Source organism: Leptospira ainazelensis (genome assembly GCF_016918785.1).
GTDB lineage: Bacteria > Spirochaetota > Leptospiria > Leptospirales > Leptospiraceae > Leptospira > Leptospira ainazelensis.
On record NZ_JAFFPT010000045.1, the window covers coordinates 271160 to 287442 of the forward strand.

A 16283-nucleotide genomic window follows, 5' to 3' on the forward strand; every position below is an offset into this window, starting at 1 on the left:
ATTTTTTTTTTCGAAATTTTGCGGGGCTTCCCGCCCTTGGGAAAGGGCGGTCGCGCTTCTTTCGCGCTCGCGGATTCCCGCTCGTTCTTTGTCTTCGACAAAGAACGCCTTCGGCGCGCTGCAGATCGCTAAGCCGGGGATTAACTTTGATCCAAAAAAGTGATGAGATGTTGTTCCACGTATTGGATGACTTTTTGAATTCGATCGGAGGCGTTCCATTTTTCGGAGATCATTCGAGGAGCGCCCCAGAGAAAGATCGCTTCTATAAAAATTTTGCGGGGATCGGGAAAGAAGGATTCGATCTTGATTTCGATTCCGTGGTCTTCCGGATCCTGCGGATTGAGAGGAGGAAGAACAAAACGAAGTCCTCCGCCCAGGATCGGTCTTCCGAGTTGTTGCAGACTGTCTCTGCTTTGTTTGAGACGTTTTTCCCAAATCTCGCCAAACGCGTGTTCCGTGGAAGCGTCGGTAAGAAGACGCACGGTGAGATCGCTTTTTACGACATTCTTCCCTTGGATCTGCCAGACCTTGTCGAAGGCTTCGATGACTCTTTCAAAATCCTCTTCGATGGATTCCAAAGAGCCGTCCGGGTTTTCGGAGATGATTAAGAGTTGTGTGATATTCGGTCCCGCGTTGATCACTTGGATCGTAAGAACCGATTGAGAGAGTTGTCTCGTAAGGACGTTTTGATTCGGGCCGTAATTGGTTCCCGTGATTTCGATTCCCAATTCTTCCAGTTTAGCTTGGAACTGAAGAATTTCGGATTTCGATCTTACAACGATCGGTAAAAATAAATCGCTGAGTCCGACGTGAATGATACTTCGATTTCGATTCATAGTTTGGGGTCTTCCGATCCTTTCTAACAAAAGGATCTTTTTTGAATAGAAAAGAAATTCTTCCGAACTTCGATTAGCGATATTTGACTAAAAACAAATCCTGAGTTCCGTTGATGGCGATTCCGTTGATCGTTCCGGTTGCGGAACCCGTTCCGTAAAACGATCCTTCCTGATCGATGATAAGTCCGTTACCCATTAAGGTTGCGCCGGGGGTTCCGATCTGACGAAGCCATTGTTGTTGTCCTTGCCCGTCGTATTTCACAAAGAATAGATCGTTATTGCCGATGGACGCGCTTGAACCGGTCAGCAAATTTCCGGTCGTATATCCGGTGGAAAAAACGTTTCCGACAAAATCCGTCGATAAGGACATAACCGTCGTCGTCGATGTTCCTAAATTGACGCCGAATTGCTGAACCCATTGTTGAGTTCCGCTTGAGTTGAATTTAAAGATGGTTCCCGGATAGGCGGTTCCGGTATTTCCGGAACCGAAATCGGCGTTACTAGTCGCTCCTACAAAAACATTTCCGGAACGATCGAGAATGATCGGGCCTGTGAGGACTTCGAAAGTCGCTTGGCCTATGTGTTTGAACAACGTTCTGCTTCCGCTAGAGTTGTATTTGAAAACAAAGAGATCGTTGCCTCCGATTCCAGGGACGGTTAACGTAGAATAATTGGCTCCTCCCCAACCGGCGACAAAAGCCGAACCGGATGTCGGATCACAAACAACACTGGTTGCGGTGGTATTTGCTCCCGTAACCGAAAGTTGTGTGGCCCAGAATTGATTTCCGGAAGAATCAAAACGAACCACAAACATAGTTCCCCCAACGGCGACTGGACCACCGAAGGGTCCGTTCGTATCTCCGACCACATAAGAATTTCCGAGATCGTCCACACAGATGTCCGTTGGATTTAGAAAATAACTGCCTCCGGTCGGCCCGACTTGTTTGATCCAGAGCGGAGTTCCGTCCAAAGAGAACTTGGCGACAAAAAGATCCTGACCGCTGAAGAGCGGGGCAGCAAAGGCCGCATTTGTATATCCGGCGATATAAGAGTTACCGGAGGGGTCCGTTGCAATTCCGACCACAGTGAGAAGAGCTCCGGGCGCTCCCAGTTGAAAAGCCCAGGCTCGGCCGCTTTCGGCGTTGTATTTAGCGATGGTAAGATCCTGAGTTCCGACCACGCTTCCGCTAAAAAGGGCTCCATCCGTTTCCCCCGCGACTACGATGTTCTGAAAAGGATCCAAGGCTATGTCTTTCCCTCGACTACTTGTCCCCGCTTTTCCTTCGAGTACCGTCCATACTAAGGTCCCGGTGTTTTCGCGAAAGGAAATGGGATGGATCCCGGCGAAAAATTGTCCCAGCCAATATTCGCTCGTGGTCGGATTTCCGGAATTCATGAAATTTGCCGGATTACAAGCATGAAGTAAAATCCCAAAAACCGAGATGAAAAGATACCGTTTCATTCTGCACCTAAAAAAATTCTAAAATAGCGGCCTAACGTTTTTGAAATAATCTATCAAAGATTCTGCATTCGTTCCGGGGGAAGATTGGTAAGTTCTAAATAACGGATTATAATTTGAAAAGAAATTTACAGACCTCGGGAGATTTTTGCGGTCGGAAAACCGAAACTGGAACCGGAGGAAAGAAGTCGACTTCTCGAGGTGGAATGCGATATCCGTACTCAATATCCTAAAAAGAGTTTTCCATAGATGAACTTAGAGACAGAAATCAGACAAGAAACGAATCTTTGCGATAAATCCGGGAATCTGAATTTAAACGCGGTAGGTTGGTCCAAAAAGCCGTTGCATAGGTGCAATCTGAGCGGACATTACCTGAGAAAAAAGAAATGGAATTATTGGTGTATCTATGACGAAAACTTCTTGGCCTCGTTCACGATCTCGGACGTGGACTACGCCGGAGTTATCTTCGTCTATTGGCTCAATCGTAAAACGGGGGATTTCGAGGAAGGAACGATTCTTACTCCTTTTGGATCCGGTGTGAGTTTGGGACAACTTCTCGGAAGCAACGCGACTTATATCGGAAACAACGCGAGACTTCAATTCTTCCGGGAAGAGGAAGGATATCGTCTTTCGATCAATTTTTCTCCAAGGAATAAAATTCCGGTTCAAGCCGAACTTTTTGTTCCCGTTCCGGAGAATTGGGAGACGCTCAACGTAGTCGTTCCTTGGTCCAAGAGAAGATTTCAATTTACTGAAAAGTTATTCGGAGTCGGCGCAAGCGGAACCGTTCGATACGGAGCGATGGAGCACAAATTCGAACCTGAGAATTCCTTTGCCTGTTTGGATTATGGAAGAGGGGTTTGGCCTTATTCCACAAAATGGAACTGGGCTTCGATGGTGGCGGTTAACGCAGGAGAAAAAATCGGGATCAATCTCGGAGCGGGATGGACGGACGAAACCGGAACCACCGAGAACGCAATTTTAGTAAACGGAAGAATTTATAAGATCCCGTCTAACGCGGTTTTTGAGATCGATAAAGAAAACTGGATGAAACCCTGGCATTTGTACACGAAGGATTCGCAGGCGATCGATCTGCAGTTCGTTCCCGAATTCCACAGAAAGGCTAACACAAATACGGGAATTCTCGCTTCTTCCGTACATCAGATGATCGGGAAATTCGAAGGTGTCATCCGATTGGGAAAGAACGAATATAAGATTACGAACGGTCAAGGTTGGGCCGAAGATCATATCGCAAGATGGTAGAATCCTCTCCGAAATATATCTACAATATCGCTTCTAAAAAAGATTACGAGGATGCGATCAAGAACGGTTTTTATACGACTGATTCTCTCACAAACGAAGGATTTATTCACAGTTCAAAAAAGAATCAGGTGGAAGACACTGCGAATCGGATTTTTTCCGGAAGGAAGGATCTGGTTCTTCTCGTGGTCAAGATCGAAAAATTAAGATCGGAATTAAAATACGAAACGAGCGATTCCCCTAAATTTTCGAAAGAGGAAGGGAAGAATATTTTTCCTCATATCTTCGGCCCTTTGAATGTGGACGCGGTGGAACATATTTACGAGATCGCACCGGACGAAGAGGGAAGATTTCGTTTTCCATTCTTAGATTGAAAATCCGCTCGGAAAATCTTTTTGAGAGTAAAGAGAAAGAAAATGAAAAGTAAGTCCGATAAAACACGTTGTGCTTGGGTAACTGAAGATCCTCTTTATATAAAGTATCACGATAAAGAATGGGGAACTCCCGTTCACGAGGATCGAAAACTTTTCGAATTCTTAATTTTAGAAGGTGCACAAGCAGGGCTTTCCTGGATTACGATCTTAAGAAAGAGAGAAAACTATAGAAAGGCTTTTGACGGGTTCGATCCTAAGAAGGTTGCGGGATACGGCGAAAAAAAGATTCAGTCTCTTCTCAAAGACGAGGGAATCGTCCGGAACCGATTGAAGATTCGATCCGCAGTTACAAACGCAAAAGAGTTTTTGAATATTCAAAAAGAATACGGTTCTTTCGATAAGTATATCTGGGAATTTGTGAATCAAAAGACGATCTTTAATTCTTGGAAAACGATCAGAGAAGCGCCGAACGAAACGGTTGAGTCAAGAGCGATGAGCAAGGATCTCAAAAAAAGGGGATTCAAGTTCGTGGGTTCTACGATTTGTTACGCCTTTATGCAAGCGACGGGAATGGTGATGGATCATACCGCGGACTGTTTTTGTTTTGTGAGAAAGGGGAAGTGAATTTTTTTGATCCTGCCGTAACGTAGACTTTACTGTGAAAGTCTCACACCCGCCTCGACCACTCAAGTTCAGCATTGGAGTTACCCACAAGTGGACTGAATCTTTCCAAGAATTTGTCGTAACAACGACAATCCTCTGTGAAAGTCGCGCGCCCCGCCCAAATTTTCGGGTGGCGGGGCGGGTGGTGGAAAAATTCCGGCCGACTTTGCTCTATCAGAAAATCATAATTTTGCAAGTAAAAAACCCAAAATGTAGGAACTCCTATAAAAATTTTGATTGGGATTGTCCTGATTCGAGTTCGCTTTCTTAACTTGTGTGTAAGGTTATCCAAGTTCAGGGCGCGCGGCTTTTACGGAAGATCGTCGTACCTCCGACAAAGTGAAACACAGTTTTACTTTACAAAAACGTTTCTTTCTTCCAGGCCATCTCTTTCGCAAAGATCTTATCATGCTTTCTCAGAAATATTTTTGAAACACCTCTAAGGAAAATTCTTTCTGATCGCTTCCTTGGATAAATTTCCATCCCAGTCGGTTTGAATCAAAAGAGCATCCACATACTGCGCGGGCTTTTTCTTAGTATAGGATAGTATAACGTATCCTTTTTCATTCTTAAGAATTTTACTCGCCATGTAAACTCTCTGCGAATGTTTTTTTTCCCAGATTTTTTTACCGAAGGAATCGAACTTCACCAAAACCATCGGTCCTTCTCCGTCCGAAAGAACGCCGAGAAAACCTTGATCCGGCGATTCAATGATGGGATCCAAAAAATTATGTCCGCCTAACTTGTGTTTTACTTCCCAGATTGTCTCTCCGTTGGGAGAAAGTTTCAGAAACCAGACAGCTTTGTTTCCGGCGCCGGAAACTCCTCCGGATAAAAGAAGATTCCCATCCGTAAGTTTTAGCAGAGAAATGGCAAAATCTTCCACTCCCGGCGTTCCGAATTTCTTCTTCCAAAGAGGATTTCCGTCTTCGTCGTATCTCTGAACAATCACGTCTCTTTGAGATTCTTTTCCTGACACGTTATCCGTGCTTACTGCAAATGCGAAACCTCCGTCGGGAAGAGCGACGGAAGCGTCCGGAGCAAAATTTAAATCCGGAATGTATTTCGAATTCTTAACCGAGCCGTCTTTCCCGAAAAGTGTATAGAGAAAGCTCGTTTTGATTTTTGTGGAAATCACCGTTGTGTTTCCTTCTTTCTCGGTCGTTTCCACTTTATGAGAAACGGAAACTAGCCCCCTTAACTTTTCATTGGAAAGTTCTTGTAAGTGAAAGATCTGAGGATCCTCTAAACCGCAAAACCCGTCGCAGAATTCGTTCGCGTTGATAAAACGATCTTCAATGAGTTCGCCTTGCGCGTTGTGTTTAGAAAAAGAAAGTTTCCGATTGAAAGTGGAACCTCCGATCGATCCGGCCGTGATAAAATTGCCATCCTGAGTTACGATGAGGTGTTCTCCTGGATAACTGTTGTGATCGTGAAGAGCTATCGAATAGCCCTCCATATCCACGGGCTTGCTAGGGTAAAGATATTTCCACCAAACCGGGTTCCCATTGGAATCCACTTTGGCTATCCAAGCGGCCCCGTATTTCTTTTGTTCAATTTTAGAATCCATGTCTCCTTTTGCACAACTATTGGAAGAGCCGACGACGACAAAACTGCCGTCTTTGAATGAAGCGAGTCCCGAAGGAAGTTCCTCCGGACATTCATTCGGTTTGAGTCCGTTGAATTGTTCTCCTCCAAACATCGTCTGCCAAAGGGAGACGTTCTGGGCAAAACTCGAAGAAAGAATAAGGAAGAAAACTGAAAATAAAAACAATCGTTTCATTGTATCTTGTTAACCTCGTGGAAAAAGGATTTTCGGAAAGAATTTAGAATTGTAAAGAATTTATTTAGGAATGAAGTCGAACTTTGCGAAAGGAAACGATAAACGAAGAATAAAACTTTTACAGTTCTTATAATATCGAAAGGGTATAACGATGCAACCGACAGAAGAAATACTCGGCTATAAAGAAAAACGCGCTTTTCGAATCGGCTTTGTTCTTAGAATGATCATTGCCGCTTCATTTATTCCACCGAGTTTAAATATTTCGCAAAGTATTACGGAACGGATCTGGATTCTAATCTTGTATTCGGGTTCCGCACTTTTTTCGGCGGGGATGTTTTGGTTTTTAAATAAGGAAAGGTTTTGTCTGAAAGACGACAATCGAATCGCAGGATGGGCCGGTGTCTGCTTAGATATTTTGATACTTTCGATACTTCCCTGGACTTGGTATGATTCGGTTGGAGGGGAGACAATCCCGAGAGCGTATCTCATGAAGACCGGAATTATTCCGATCTCTGCGGTTTTTATTCTTGTGAACGGTCTTTCTTTAAAACCGGCATATCCGCTTTTGGTATCCTTGGGCTCGATAGTAATCTCGATTTGGTTGTTTTTCTACGTTCAAGGAGATCCGAATGTAGAATGGACATCGAGTCTTTCGGAAACGTTCCTATCTCCAAAGGCAAATGCGGAATATCATTTTTCAATGACCGCCTTACTTTTATTATACGGAGGAATCACTTCGTTTATAGCTTTTACCGCGCGTTCCCTTTTGAAAGAATCCGTCTTTCTTGAAAGAAAGAGCTCTCAGTTAGGAAGATATTTTTCTCCGGGGGTAATCCAGAGAATTACCGCGGAGGACAATCTTTTTGCGCCGGGGGGAAGAATTCAGAAGATAGCCGTTTTGTTCTGCGATATCCGCGATTTCACTTCGATTGCGGAAAAACTTTCTCCTGAAGAAGTTATTTCGCTTTTGACGGATTATCATAAAGAAATGGTTCGAGTCGTCTTTGAAAACGGAGGTTCCGTCGATAAGTTTATCGGCGACGGGATTTTAATCACATTCGGAATTCCGGAATCCGGAGAGGAAGATTGTCGCAATGCCGTACTCGCGGGAATTGGAATGAAAAAAGAATTAAAAAAATTGAATATTTTGAGATCTCAAAGAGGTCTTCCCGAGATCAGACAAGGAATCGGAATTCACTTCGGGGAAGCGATTTGCGGAAATATCGGCACCGCGGAGCGTCTCGAATTTACCGTAATCGGAGACGCGGTGAACGCAGCCTCTCGAATCGAGTCCGCATGCAAAGAATTGAATGTGGATTTTTTGATTTCAAGGGAAGTTTTAGATCGAATCGGAGATGATTTTCAAACCGTCGGAATGGGCGAGGTGAAAGTAAAAGGAAAGGAAAAACTCCTGAGTCTTTATTCTGTGGCCTTGCCTTGAGATTAAAGTTGTCTTTCGATTCGGATTTTTTTTTAAATCGAGAAACTCTCAAAATTCTTAAAAAATAAAATTAGAAAGTTTATACCTCCCTTACAAGATTTTGTTCCGGAGGTATAAACTAAAAATTAGAGAGCGGTTTTATCGTCCGAATTTGGCAATCAGTTTTGCTTCGCCGATTTTCAGTTGATTGATATAAAAACCGATCAAGGCGCCGGAAGAATTCTGATCCGCTCCGATCTTATCTTTCAGAGCGTAAACCGTGAAGATATATCGATGCGGCTTATCACCTTTCGGAGGACAAGGGCCGCCGTAACCGCCGGTTCCAAAATCCGTTCTACTTTGGATTGTTTCTTTTGGTAGAAGATCTTTTTCAAGGTTTCCGGCGTTTGCAGGAAGGGAGGAAGTCGTAGCAGGAAGATTGAATACTACCCAATGCCACCAACCGCTTCCGGTGGGCGCGTCAGGATCGTAAACTGTGACCGCGATACTCTTCGTCTCCTTTGGGAGTCCGGACCAGGAAAGGGAAGGGGAAACGTTTCCGCCGGTGCATCCGAAACCGTTAAACACTTGTTCGTCGGCAATCAGTTTACCCTTAGTGAGTTCCGGACTTTTGAGTTGAAACGGTTCCGCTTGCAACAAAGAAGCGGATAACAAGAACGCAAATGCAATTCCTTTAATTTTCATGAATCGAAATTCTCCTTTCTAAACATCCATCATTCAACAGAAAATTAGACTTTTTGCAATTCTTGTTTTAAGAGTTATTAAAAATTCTTTTGAATCGACTTTAGATTCTTAGAATAAAATTCCATGAACTACCGATTTTTAGGAAGAAAGAAACCCGAATTCGGGCTTCTTGAAATTTTAATTCAACCAGACCTTTTTATTGTCGTTCGCGTATTGATCGAAGGAGATGGGATCCTTTCCCGTGATCTCTTTTACGTCGTTCGATATCGGAGCCACGTGCCCTTCCTTCAGAAGACCGGCAATAAAAACTAAAAAGTTTGCGTAGTCTTCCGGAACACCCGCGCTCAATAAATTCTTCTTAAATTCTTCCGGTGTGATATCCTCAAATATGATATTTAGACCAGTCGCTTTGGATAACTTCTGAGCGACCTCGTCGTGTGTGACGGAATCTTTTCCCGTGAGCGCAAACTCTTTACCGTTTGAAGAATCATCGAGTAGAAGTGAGACAGCCGAGGACGCGATATCTCTTGCGTCGATAAAACTTGTCTTTGCTTGGCCGCCGGGGAAGTAGATCTTCTTATCCTTTAAGATTCCAGAAAGCCAGAAAGTCTGAAAGTTTTGCATAAACCAATTCGGACGAATGATGTTGTAAGGAACGCCCGAATTTTTCAAAGTGATTTCCAATTTTCTAAGAGGCACATCTTCGGGAGAGTGTTCAACACCGATTGCGGTCATGAGTACAATTTTTTTCAAATTTTTAGATTTTGCTTTTTCCAACCATGGATTTAACGCCCCAAACTGATCCGTAAAACCCGTCGGGGAAAGAAAAAACGCCCTATCCACTTGATCTAAAACTTCGAGTCCAAGATTTGGTTGTAATGCGTCCGCTTTTACCCAATGAAGATTCGGGACTTTTTTGCCCGTTTCCGGCGTTCTAGTACCGGCATAGACTTCGTGACCTTTTGCTAATAAACCGTCGACTACTTGGCTTGATACCAAACCGCTTGCGGCATATACGAATATTTTCATAATTCATTCTCCTAAAAACATAGTATCTCGGAAGAAAGAATTTGGCTATGTCCTATGATCTAAAAAGAATATCCAATCGTATAAATAGATCGACTTTTGGATATTTTGGAATATGATTGGCTTATGGATCTACTTTCGGAAATTCTCACGAGTGCGGCTTGGAAGACTGATATTCTCGTGAGGCGATCTATGTATCGTGCTTGGGGGTTACGGTTTCCCTGCGAGAGAAGCGGAGGTTTTCATCTTCTTTCTCAGGGTTCGTGTTTTGTTCGATTTCAGGGTAAGTGTATCCCTCTGGAAAAAGGCGATATTCTTTTTATCGCAAGAGGATTCAATCACGAGCTAATATCTTCTCCAAATCAGAAAACAATGGATATCGGAAAGTTCAACGAGTTCTTGGCGAAGGAGGATTCCAAGACGGCCGGAGTTCCGATCACCACTTTTGTTTCGGTTCGTTACGAAGTCCCGGAGACGACACAACATCCGTTCTTTCTCGAACTCCCGGATCATATACTCATTCGTTCGGGAGAAATTCCTCCCCATCATCCGTTGCATACGACTCTGATTCTGATTTCTCAAGAAGTCGATTCGGAACTCGGTTCGGATTTGATTTTACAAAGATTGACCGACATTCTTCTTTATTACGTGATTCGTCATTGGTTGGAAACTCATCCTTCGCTTTCACCCGGATGGAGGAGCGCGTTTAAGGATGGAAAAATTTTGGCGGCGTTAGAAGCGCTTCACAAAAGACCGGCGCATGCTTGGACTCTTGAGAATTTAGCGGGGGCCATTGGTATTTCCAGAGCGTCTCTTGCAAATCGTTTCCGTGACGTTTTGGGTTGTACTCCCATGGATTATCTCGCAAGACTTCGGATTGAAAAAGGAAGAAGTTTAATTCAGGATCAGGGGGCAACCTTGGAAGAAGTTGCAAGGATCGTAGGTTATTCTTCTGCGTTTGCTTTCTCAAAAGCATTCAAAAGAATTCACGGTGTATCCCCTAGAAAGGATGAATCACAGAAAGCCAGACAAGTCTCTTAAAGAATTGAATCCATAGAATTCAGCGTACATAATATAACTTGAATTCTTTTTTTAATTTTTTTAAAAGAATCTGAATCGAGTTATGTCCTTGGAAACTTTACATTTCTTTGTTTGCACCTTTCTCCATAAAACGACTCCGCTGGAAGCGCCATATCCTTACCCACAAAGTAGACTGAATTTTAAAGGAATTTGTAGTAACTACGACAATCCTCCGTGAAACGAAATCCCCGTCCTGCGGCGCGATCCTTAGAGAGCGCCGCACTGAGTTTTTTGGGTGGAGGGCGGGAGGCTCCGTGTGACTTTGCTCTATCAGAAAATTAGTATTTTTGCAAGTAACAAGTCTCGAATGTAGGAACTCCTACAGAAATTTTTATTTGAATTTTGTTGATTCCAAATAGCTTTTAAACTTGTGGGTAAAGTTATAGGAAGAGCACTGTGCTTATTATTCTTTCTTGCAACTCAAGAAACCGAATTCCCGTTTTCGTGAGATAAATAAAGGACGACTCGTTAGGATAAAAGCTTCGAGCGCGAACAGAATAAAATGCAGATGAAAATCTTATTTAAATTTAAGACTTGGCGGTTATATAGAGAGTTCGATCTTCTGATCACCTTCTTATTTGGAGAGGATTTTTCGTCTCACAGATAGAACTTTTGGATTTAGCCTTAAAGCTCATTTGCAACCGACCAATAACTGAGCTCTCATGAGTCTACGGGGCCTCCGAAAATTCGAGCAAACGTATTAAAGAGAAAATGGGATGATGGCTTTCAAAGTCTCATCTCGGATAAATTCAGGATGTAAAGCCCAGGATCGATTTGAAGAAAGGAAAACAGACGAGGTAATTCCTATTTGCTTTTTATTTTTTAGAACTGTTCTCATGATTTCGGGATCAGAGACAAGTTTATCAGGAAATCCGTCGTTGTTCGTGTCCAACTCCATCCTTTCCATCGGAAAGATCCAAATATCAGGCTTTTGGTCTTTGTCTGAATCGATTTCAATTCTCGCAACAATCCCCGAAGTAATTTTCGGTTTTGCAAAACGATTGTAGTATTGTGTAGTTTCGAAATAGCCGTCTTGGTCTCGGTCGTCTTTTTCAACGAGCTTTAAATTCCCGGGTCCATACCAAACTTTCACGTCCACCTTATGCGGATCTTTGGATGCGATTTCGTTGTATAATGTTTGATATGACTCTGGATTTTTCGAATCCATTTTTAACCACATCCAGTCGTCGGGAACTTCTTTTTGATACTCGAAAGTTTCCATAAAAATCGCGATTTTAGAATCGGTTTTCGTATAGAGAATATTGTCGACCTTACCGTCTTTTGTTTGATCCATCGGGGTCGCATTGAATTCCGAGCAGCAGCTATAAGTATTTAGAAAAAGAAAAAGAAGAAATGAGTGATATTTCATGAGGTAAAAGAAAAAAAAAGTCTAAAAAAATAAAACAAAAAGCCATCGTTAAGATGACTTTTTGTTTTATTAATTATCTCAAATCTAAATCTAAGAATTTAGAATTCAGTGCTCAGAGTTGCACATTTAGTCGTCACAGCAGCTCCAGTTCCATACTGGCAAGTTGCTGAAGGAATCCCTTTTACAGTTTCTTTGGAATTTGCAGTGGAATCTAAACCAAAGACACCTGCAAAAGCCGTCTTGTTGTTATTTCCAATTGCAGTAAGGCAGGCCGCATCCGCTGTTCCTGCCGCCAAAAGTCCTAGTAGTTGCGTAGCAGCTGCCAATCTTGTTTGCTCTAATGTTAAACGGTTTAAGTTAAGAATTTCTGAAGCGCTGAAGCCAAGAACCGTCAAAGCCGAATTCGCTGCAGAAAGCGGAACAAGTCCTTCTATTCTCAAGTCAGATATTGGGTAAAATCTAAGAGAAGCAGATGTGGTATCAAAAGTTGTCTGCGTTGTTGCAAGAATCGCAGCCTTTTGGTTCGCAATAGCGGTGTTTGTAGCAGCCGAACAATTCAATGTCGTAGACAGTGCACTTACGGAATCGGAATTCGCGCTTTGGACTACTTTATAGGAAGCAAGATCGCTACCGAATAAAGTAGCTTGATTGCATCCGCCTTTTGGAACTGCAGAAAGTGTTGCAAGATAGTTAGTCGCGCTCAGTTTGAAAACTTGTGCGCAGTTTCCACTAGTTTGATCTACGAAATATGCAAGAGCTGCAATCGTAGTCGTGTCGTCGTCTTCCTTTGGTTTACAAGCGGCAATCGCAAGAGCGAGAGCCATAACTGCTACCAGCTTAATTATATGTTTCTTCATGAAGAAGTTGCTCCTTGAATTTTTCACCATCAAGATTTTTGTTTTTCATTATTCAAATAAAAAATTAAAAGAAAGACAAAATAGGTTTAGTTATTTATAAATAATATTAAGTAAATATAATATAATATATGTTATATGATGTTAACTTAATATTATGAGATTAATATTTATTTTATATTTTCGTTTGTTTATAATCTGATGTTTTTTAAGAATAGGGAATATTCTTAGGCTTCTATCTTCTAAAAAAGTGAAATTAAATCTCGTATTTTGAGCGAATTCTAATTGGCTTTTAAAACTAATTTTTTTTTGTTCTTTGATTGTCCGAAATAAGCTACTTCCAACTATTTCTTTGAAATTCAATTCTTTAATCCGGTGAAGTATTGAGTGGTTTCGGAGGTGGGTGGATAGGGTCTTTTCCTGGATTCATTCTTGAGGCAAAATCTGCGGAAGAAGATTGTAGAAAGCGAACTCGAAAGCGGCGCGGAGGATTGTCCTTGTTTCCAAGGCACACAAAAAGGTCGAGTTTGGGTCCTTGAACTTGATTTTTAATACAGTGTTGATTTGATAATAGCGAATTTGTTTATCGTAGAATCGGCTGGAACCGTTTGAATCGATTAGAGTTTGTTCGAGAGATTCTTCAAGTAATTCTAATAAGAATCAGAATGAATATGATTTTTTTGGATACAAGGGTGCGATTATAAATGCTGAAGAGTATTTGAGACTTAAATGCTCTGAGTCCAAGCTCATTGTTGAAGAGGTGCCTTCTCGGATAAACAAATGGGCAGCGGAATTCGCCCAAATCTTTCATGGTCAAAGTCCTTGGTTGTTATGATAATATAGGTTTAGGAATTACGAATTTTATAAAACGACAAGAAGTTGCTAGCTTTTGAAGGAGTCGTTTCGATTTACTCCTTTTCGCGAAACAAAGGATTCTAAAGCTAAGAGTTTCCTTTAACCTTAGAGGGAAAAAGGAATTACCGCTTTCCAGGTTTCATCTGAGATCCGTTCCGGATGAAGCGCCCAAGATTGTGAGGATGTAAGCGGCAAAACATTTGGAAGTTGAATACGTTTTCTTTTTTTGAGGACTTCGTTGATTGTATCGACGTTTTCGCTGACTCCGTCCGGAATTCCGTCTTTGTTTGTGTCGATTTCCATTCTTTTCATCGGATAGATCCAAATATCGGTTCTTTGATCCTTGTCCGAATCGATTTCAATTCTTGCTATGATTCCGGAATTGATTTTGGGTTTTGCAAAACGATTGTAGTATTGTGTAGTTTCGAAATAGCCGTCTTGGTCTCGGTCGTCTTTTTCAATGAGCTTTAAATTCCCGGGGCCATACCAAACTTTCACGTCCACCTTATGTGGATCGTTGGATGCGATTTCGTTGTATAATGCTTGATATGACTCTGGATTTTTCGAATCCATCTTTAACCACATCCAGTCGTCGGGAACTTCTTTTTGATACTCGAAAGTTTCCATAAAAATCGCGATTTTAGAATCAGTTTTCGTATAGAGAATATTGTCGACCTTACCGTCTTTTGTTTGATCCATCGGGGTCGCATTGAATTCCGAGCAGCAGCTATAAGTATTTAGAAAAAGAAAAAGAAAAAATGAGTGATATTTCATGAGGTAAAAGAAAAGATAAGTCTAAAAAAATAAAACAAAAAGCCATCGTTAAGATGACTTTTTGTTTTATTAATTATCTCTAATCTAAATCTAAGAATTTAGAATTCAGTGCTCAGAGTAGCACATTTCGCAGTCGCAGCGGCTCCACTTCCGTACAAGCAAGTCGCTGAAGGAATACCTTTCACGGTATCTTTGGAGTTTGCAGTGGAATCTAAACCTAAAATACCGGCAAATGCAGTCTTGTTGTTGTTTCCGATTGCTGTAAGGCAAGCCGCATCCGCTGTCCCCGCCGCCAATACTCCTAAAAATTGTGTAGCGGATGCCAATTTTGATTGGTCTACCGTTAAACGGTTTAGGTTAAGGATTTCCGCAGCGCTGAAGCCAAGAACAGTCAAAGCCGAAGCTGCTGCAGAAAGCGGAATCAGCCCTTCTACTCTCAAGTCAGATATCGGAAAATATCTAATAGAGGCTGCTGCCGTATCAAAATTAGCCTGTGTCGTTGCAAGGACCGCAGTCTTTTGGTTCGCAATAGCAGTGTTTGTTGCGGCTGAACAATTCAATGTAGTAGATAGAGCGCTAATGGCATCGAAATTGGCGCTTTGAATTACTTTATAGGAAGCGAGATCGCTTCCGAGCAAAGTCGCTTGATTGCACCCACCTTTTGGGATAGCAGAAAGCGTAGCAAAGTAGTTGGTTGCGCTAAGTTTAGTAACTTGTGCACAGTTTCCACTGGTCTGATCTACGAAATATGCAAGAGCCGCAAGCGTAGTTGTATCGTCGTCTTCCTTTGGTTTGCAAGCGGCAATCGCAAGAGCGAGAGCCATAACTGCTACCAGCTTAATTAAATTTTTCTTCATGAAGAAGTCTCTCCTTAGAATTTTCACCATCTAGATTTTTAGTTTTTATAGTTCAAATAATAATTTAAAATAACACCGAGTCAAGGCTATGTTATTAATATTGATATTATGTTTATATAAAATAGTATTATATTTATTATATAAACATAATTTTTTCGTATCGACCATGCTTGGTTTAGCTGTGTATTTATGATATTGTATTTATTAAGGAAAAATGAAGTCCCTAAAGGTTCAAAATTTAAGAAATCGTGAAACTAAATCTCGTTTTGAGGGCTTGTTTGGATTGTTTTTGTGACTCAATAGACTTTATTTTCTTCGGATTGCGCGAAATAAACTACTCTCATCTGATTCTTTCGGAATTCAATCCTTGGATTCAGAGTGATGTTTTGCGCTTTTGAAAGCGGAATCTCAGACCTTTTACCGCATTCCCTTGTAAACCCGATTCTTTGAGATGGGTATGCGTTCGGCTCATAGATCCTTGTGAATCCTTGTAGATCCGGCTCGGCATTCATTCTCCTTGGTAAAGGAAAGACGTCGAATATGGTTTCTAAATCAAGGTTAACCTAGTTACGTAAAAGTAGACACCTTTTTCGCTCGAAACGAGGAAAAGGTAAAGATGAGTAGTGGAGTTACCCCCAAAAATCATACAGCCAATGTTAGCTCTTTTTCTATAAATTCTTTCGGCGACAACATTTGCAATCCCTTATGTGGTGCGAAGGAATTATAGTCGTCAATCCAATTGTGTATTTTCAGCATAACTTCTTCAGCGTGATTTAATTGATTCACATAAGCATAATCTCTTTTGAATGTTTTCACAAAGGCTTCAGCCATTCCGTTACTCTCTGGAGAATAAGCAGGAGTATGACAAACTTCAAATCCCAACGTTTCAATAAAAGCCATAGTAGCGAAAGAAGTATATTGAGGACCGTTGTCAGATAGGAACTGCGTCGAAGGAACTTTGGAATCAC

Annotated in this window: 15 protein-coding genes; 5 read left to right on the forward strand and 10 right to left on the reverse strand. The window is 41.9% G+C overall.

Going from position 1 to position 16283, the window contains the following annotated elements; genetic code table 11:
- Positions 1 to 140: 140 nt before the first annotated feature.
- Together JWG44_RS12405 and JWG44_RS12410 are read right to left on the reverse strand one after the other, a co-directional pair.
- Positions 141 to 836 (reverse strand): hypothetical protein, encoded by a 696-nt coding sequence (locus JWG44_RS12405; protein WP_205275268.1) that lies wholly within the window; start codon positions 834 to 836, stop codon positions 141 to 143.
- Positions 837 to 909: 73 nt separating this feature from the next.
- Entirely contained in the window at positions 910 to 2298 is a 1389-nt protein-coding gene (locus JWG44_RS12410) for an SBBP repeat beta-propeller lipoprotein, LipL53 family (RefSeq protein WP_205275269.1), read from the reverse strand.
- Between the two features lie 246 nt (positions 2299 to 2544).
- Between JWG44_RS12410 and JWG44_RS12415 the strand changes: the two genes are divergently transcribed.
- From JWG44_RS12415 to JWG44_RS12425, 3 genes are read left to right on the forward strand one after another with little or no spacing between them, the layout of a single operon-like run.
- Positions 2545 to 3558 (forward strand): DUF2804 domain-containing protein, encoded by a 1014-nt coding sequence (locus JWG44_RS12415; RefSeq protein WP_205275270.1) that lies wholly within the window; start codon positions 2545 to 2547, stop codon positions 3556 to 3558.
- Complete coding sequence (locus JWG44_RS12420; protein ID WP_205275271.1) at positions 3552 to 3929, forward strand: DUF952 domain-containing protein; 378 nt, start codon at positions 3552 to 3554, stop codon at positions 3927 to 3929. The genes JWG44_RS12415 and JWG44_RS12420 overlap by 7 nt, the downstream gene beginning before the upstream one ends.
- A gap of 42 nt (positions 3930 to 3971) precedes the next feature.
- Entirely contained in the window at positions 3972 to 4553 is a 582-nt protein-coding gene (locus tag JWG44_RS12425) for a DNA-3-methyladenine glycosylase I (protein WP_205275272.1), read from the forward strand.
- A 478-nt stretch (positions 4554 to 5031) separates the two neighbouring features.
- On the opposite strand, the gene JWG44_RS12430 is transcribed toward JWG44_RS12425, so the two are convergent.
- Complete coding sequence (locus JWG44_RS12430; protein ID WP_205275273.1) at positions 5032 to 6375, reverse strand: hypothetical protein; 1344 nt, start codon at positions 6373 to 6375, stop codon at positions 5032 to 5034.
- 151 nt (positions 6376 to 6526) lie between these two features.
- On the opposite strand from JWG44_RS12430, the gene JWG44_RS12435 reads away from it, so the two are divergent.
- Positions 6527 to 7816, forward strand: a complete 1290-nt coding sequence (locus JWG44_RS12435) for an adenylate/guanylate cyclase domain-containing protein (protein ID WP_205275274.1) — start codon at positions 6527 to 6529, stop codon at positions 7814 to 7816.
- 138 nt (positions 7817 to 7954) lie between these two features.
- Here the strand turns inward: JWG44_RS12435 and JWG44_RS12440 are convergent, their stop codons facing one another.
- Together JWG44_RS12440 and JWG44_RS12445 are read right to left on the reverse strand one after the other, a co-directional pair.
- Positions 7955 to 8500 carry a YbhB/YbcL family Raf kinase inhibitor-like protein gene (locus JWG44_RS12440; RefSeq protein WP_205275275.1) on the reverse strand — a complete coding sequence of 182 codons (546 nt, stop codon included), beginning with the start codon at positions 8498 to 8500 and terminating at the stop codon, positions 7955 to 7957.
- Between the two features lie 177 nt (positions 8501 to 8677).
- A complete protein-coding gene (locus JWG44_RS12445) occupies positions 8678 to 9529 on the reverse strand; it encodes an NmrA family NAD(P)-binding protein (RefSeq protein ID WP_205275276.1) in 852 nt (283 codons plus the stop codon).
- Between the two features lie 123 nt (positions 9530 to 9652).
- On the opposite strand from JWG44_RS12445, the gene JWG44_RS12450 reads away from it, so the two are divergent.
- The gene (locus JWG44_RS12450) at positions 9653 to 10567 is read left to right on the forward strand and encodes an AraC family transcriptional regulator (RefSeq protein WP_205275293.1); all 915 of its coding nucleotides are present in this window, start codon (positions 9653 to 9655) and stop codon (positions 10565 to 10567) included.
- A gap of 739 nt (positions 10568 to 11306) precedes the next feature.
- On the opposite strand, the gene lsa25.6 (JWG44_RS12455) is transcribed toward JWG44_RS12450, so the two are convergent.
- The 5 genes from lsa25.6 (JWG44_RS12455) to JWG44_RS12475 form a co-directional block, all read right to left on the reverse strand.
- Positions 11307 to 11900, reverse strand: coding sequence for an Lsa25.6 family adhesin (lsa25.6, locus tag JWG44_RS12455; protein ID WP_205275277.1), 594 nt, complete (start codon positions 11898 to 11900; stop codon positions 11307 to 11309).
- A 173-nt stretch (positions 11901 to 12073) separates the two neighbouring features.
- Complete coding sequence (locus tag JWG44_RS12460) at positions 12074 to 12832, reverse strand: hypothetical protein (protein WP_205275278.1); 759 nt, start codon at positions 12830 to 12832, stop codon at positions 12074 to 12076.
- Between the two features lie 957 nt (positions 12833 to 13789).
- Entirely contained in the window at positions 13790 to 14383 is a 594-nt protein-coding gene (gene lsa25.6, locus JWG44_RS12465; RefSeq protein WP_205275279.1) for an Lsa25.6 family adhesin, read from the reverse strand.
- 173 nt (positions 14384 to 14556) lie between these two features.
- A complete protein-coding gene (locus JWG44_RS12470; RefSeq protein ID WP_205275280.1) occupies positions 14557 to 15315 on the reverse strand; it encodes a hypothetical protein in 759 nt (252 codons plus the stop codon).
- Positions 15316 to 15957: 642 nt separating this feature from the next.
- A partial coding sequence (locus JWG44_RS12475; RefSeq protein ID WP_205275281.1) for an integrase core domain-containing protein occupies positions 15958 to 16283 on the reverse strand: 326 nt, incomplete at its 5' end.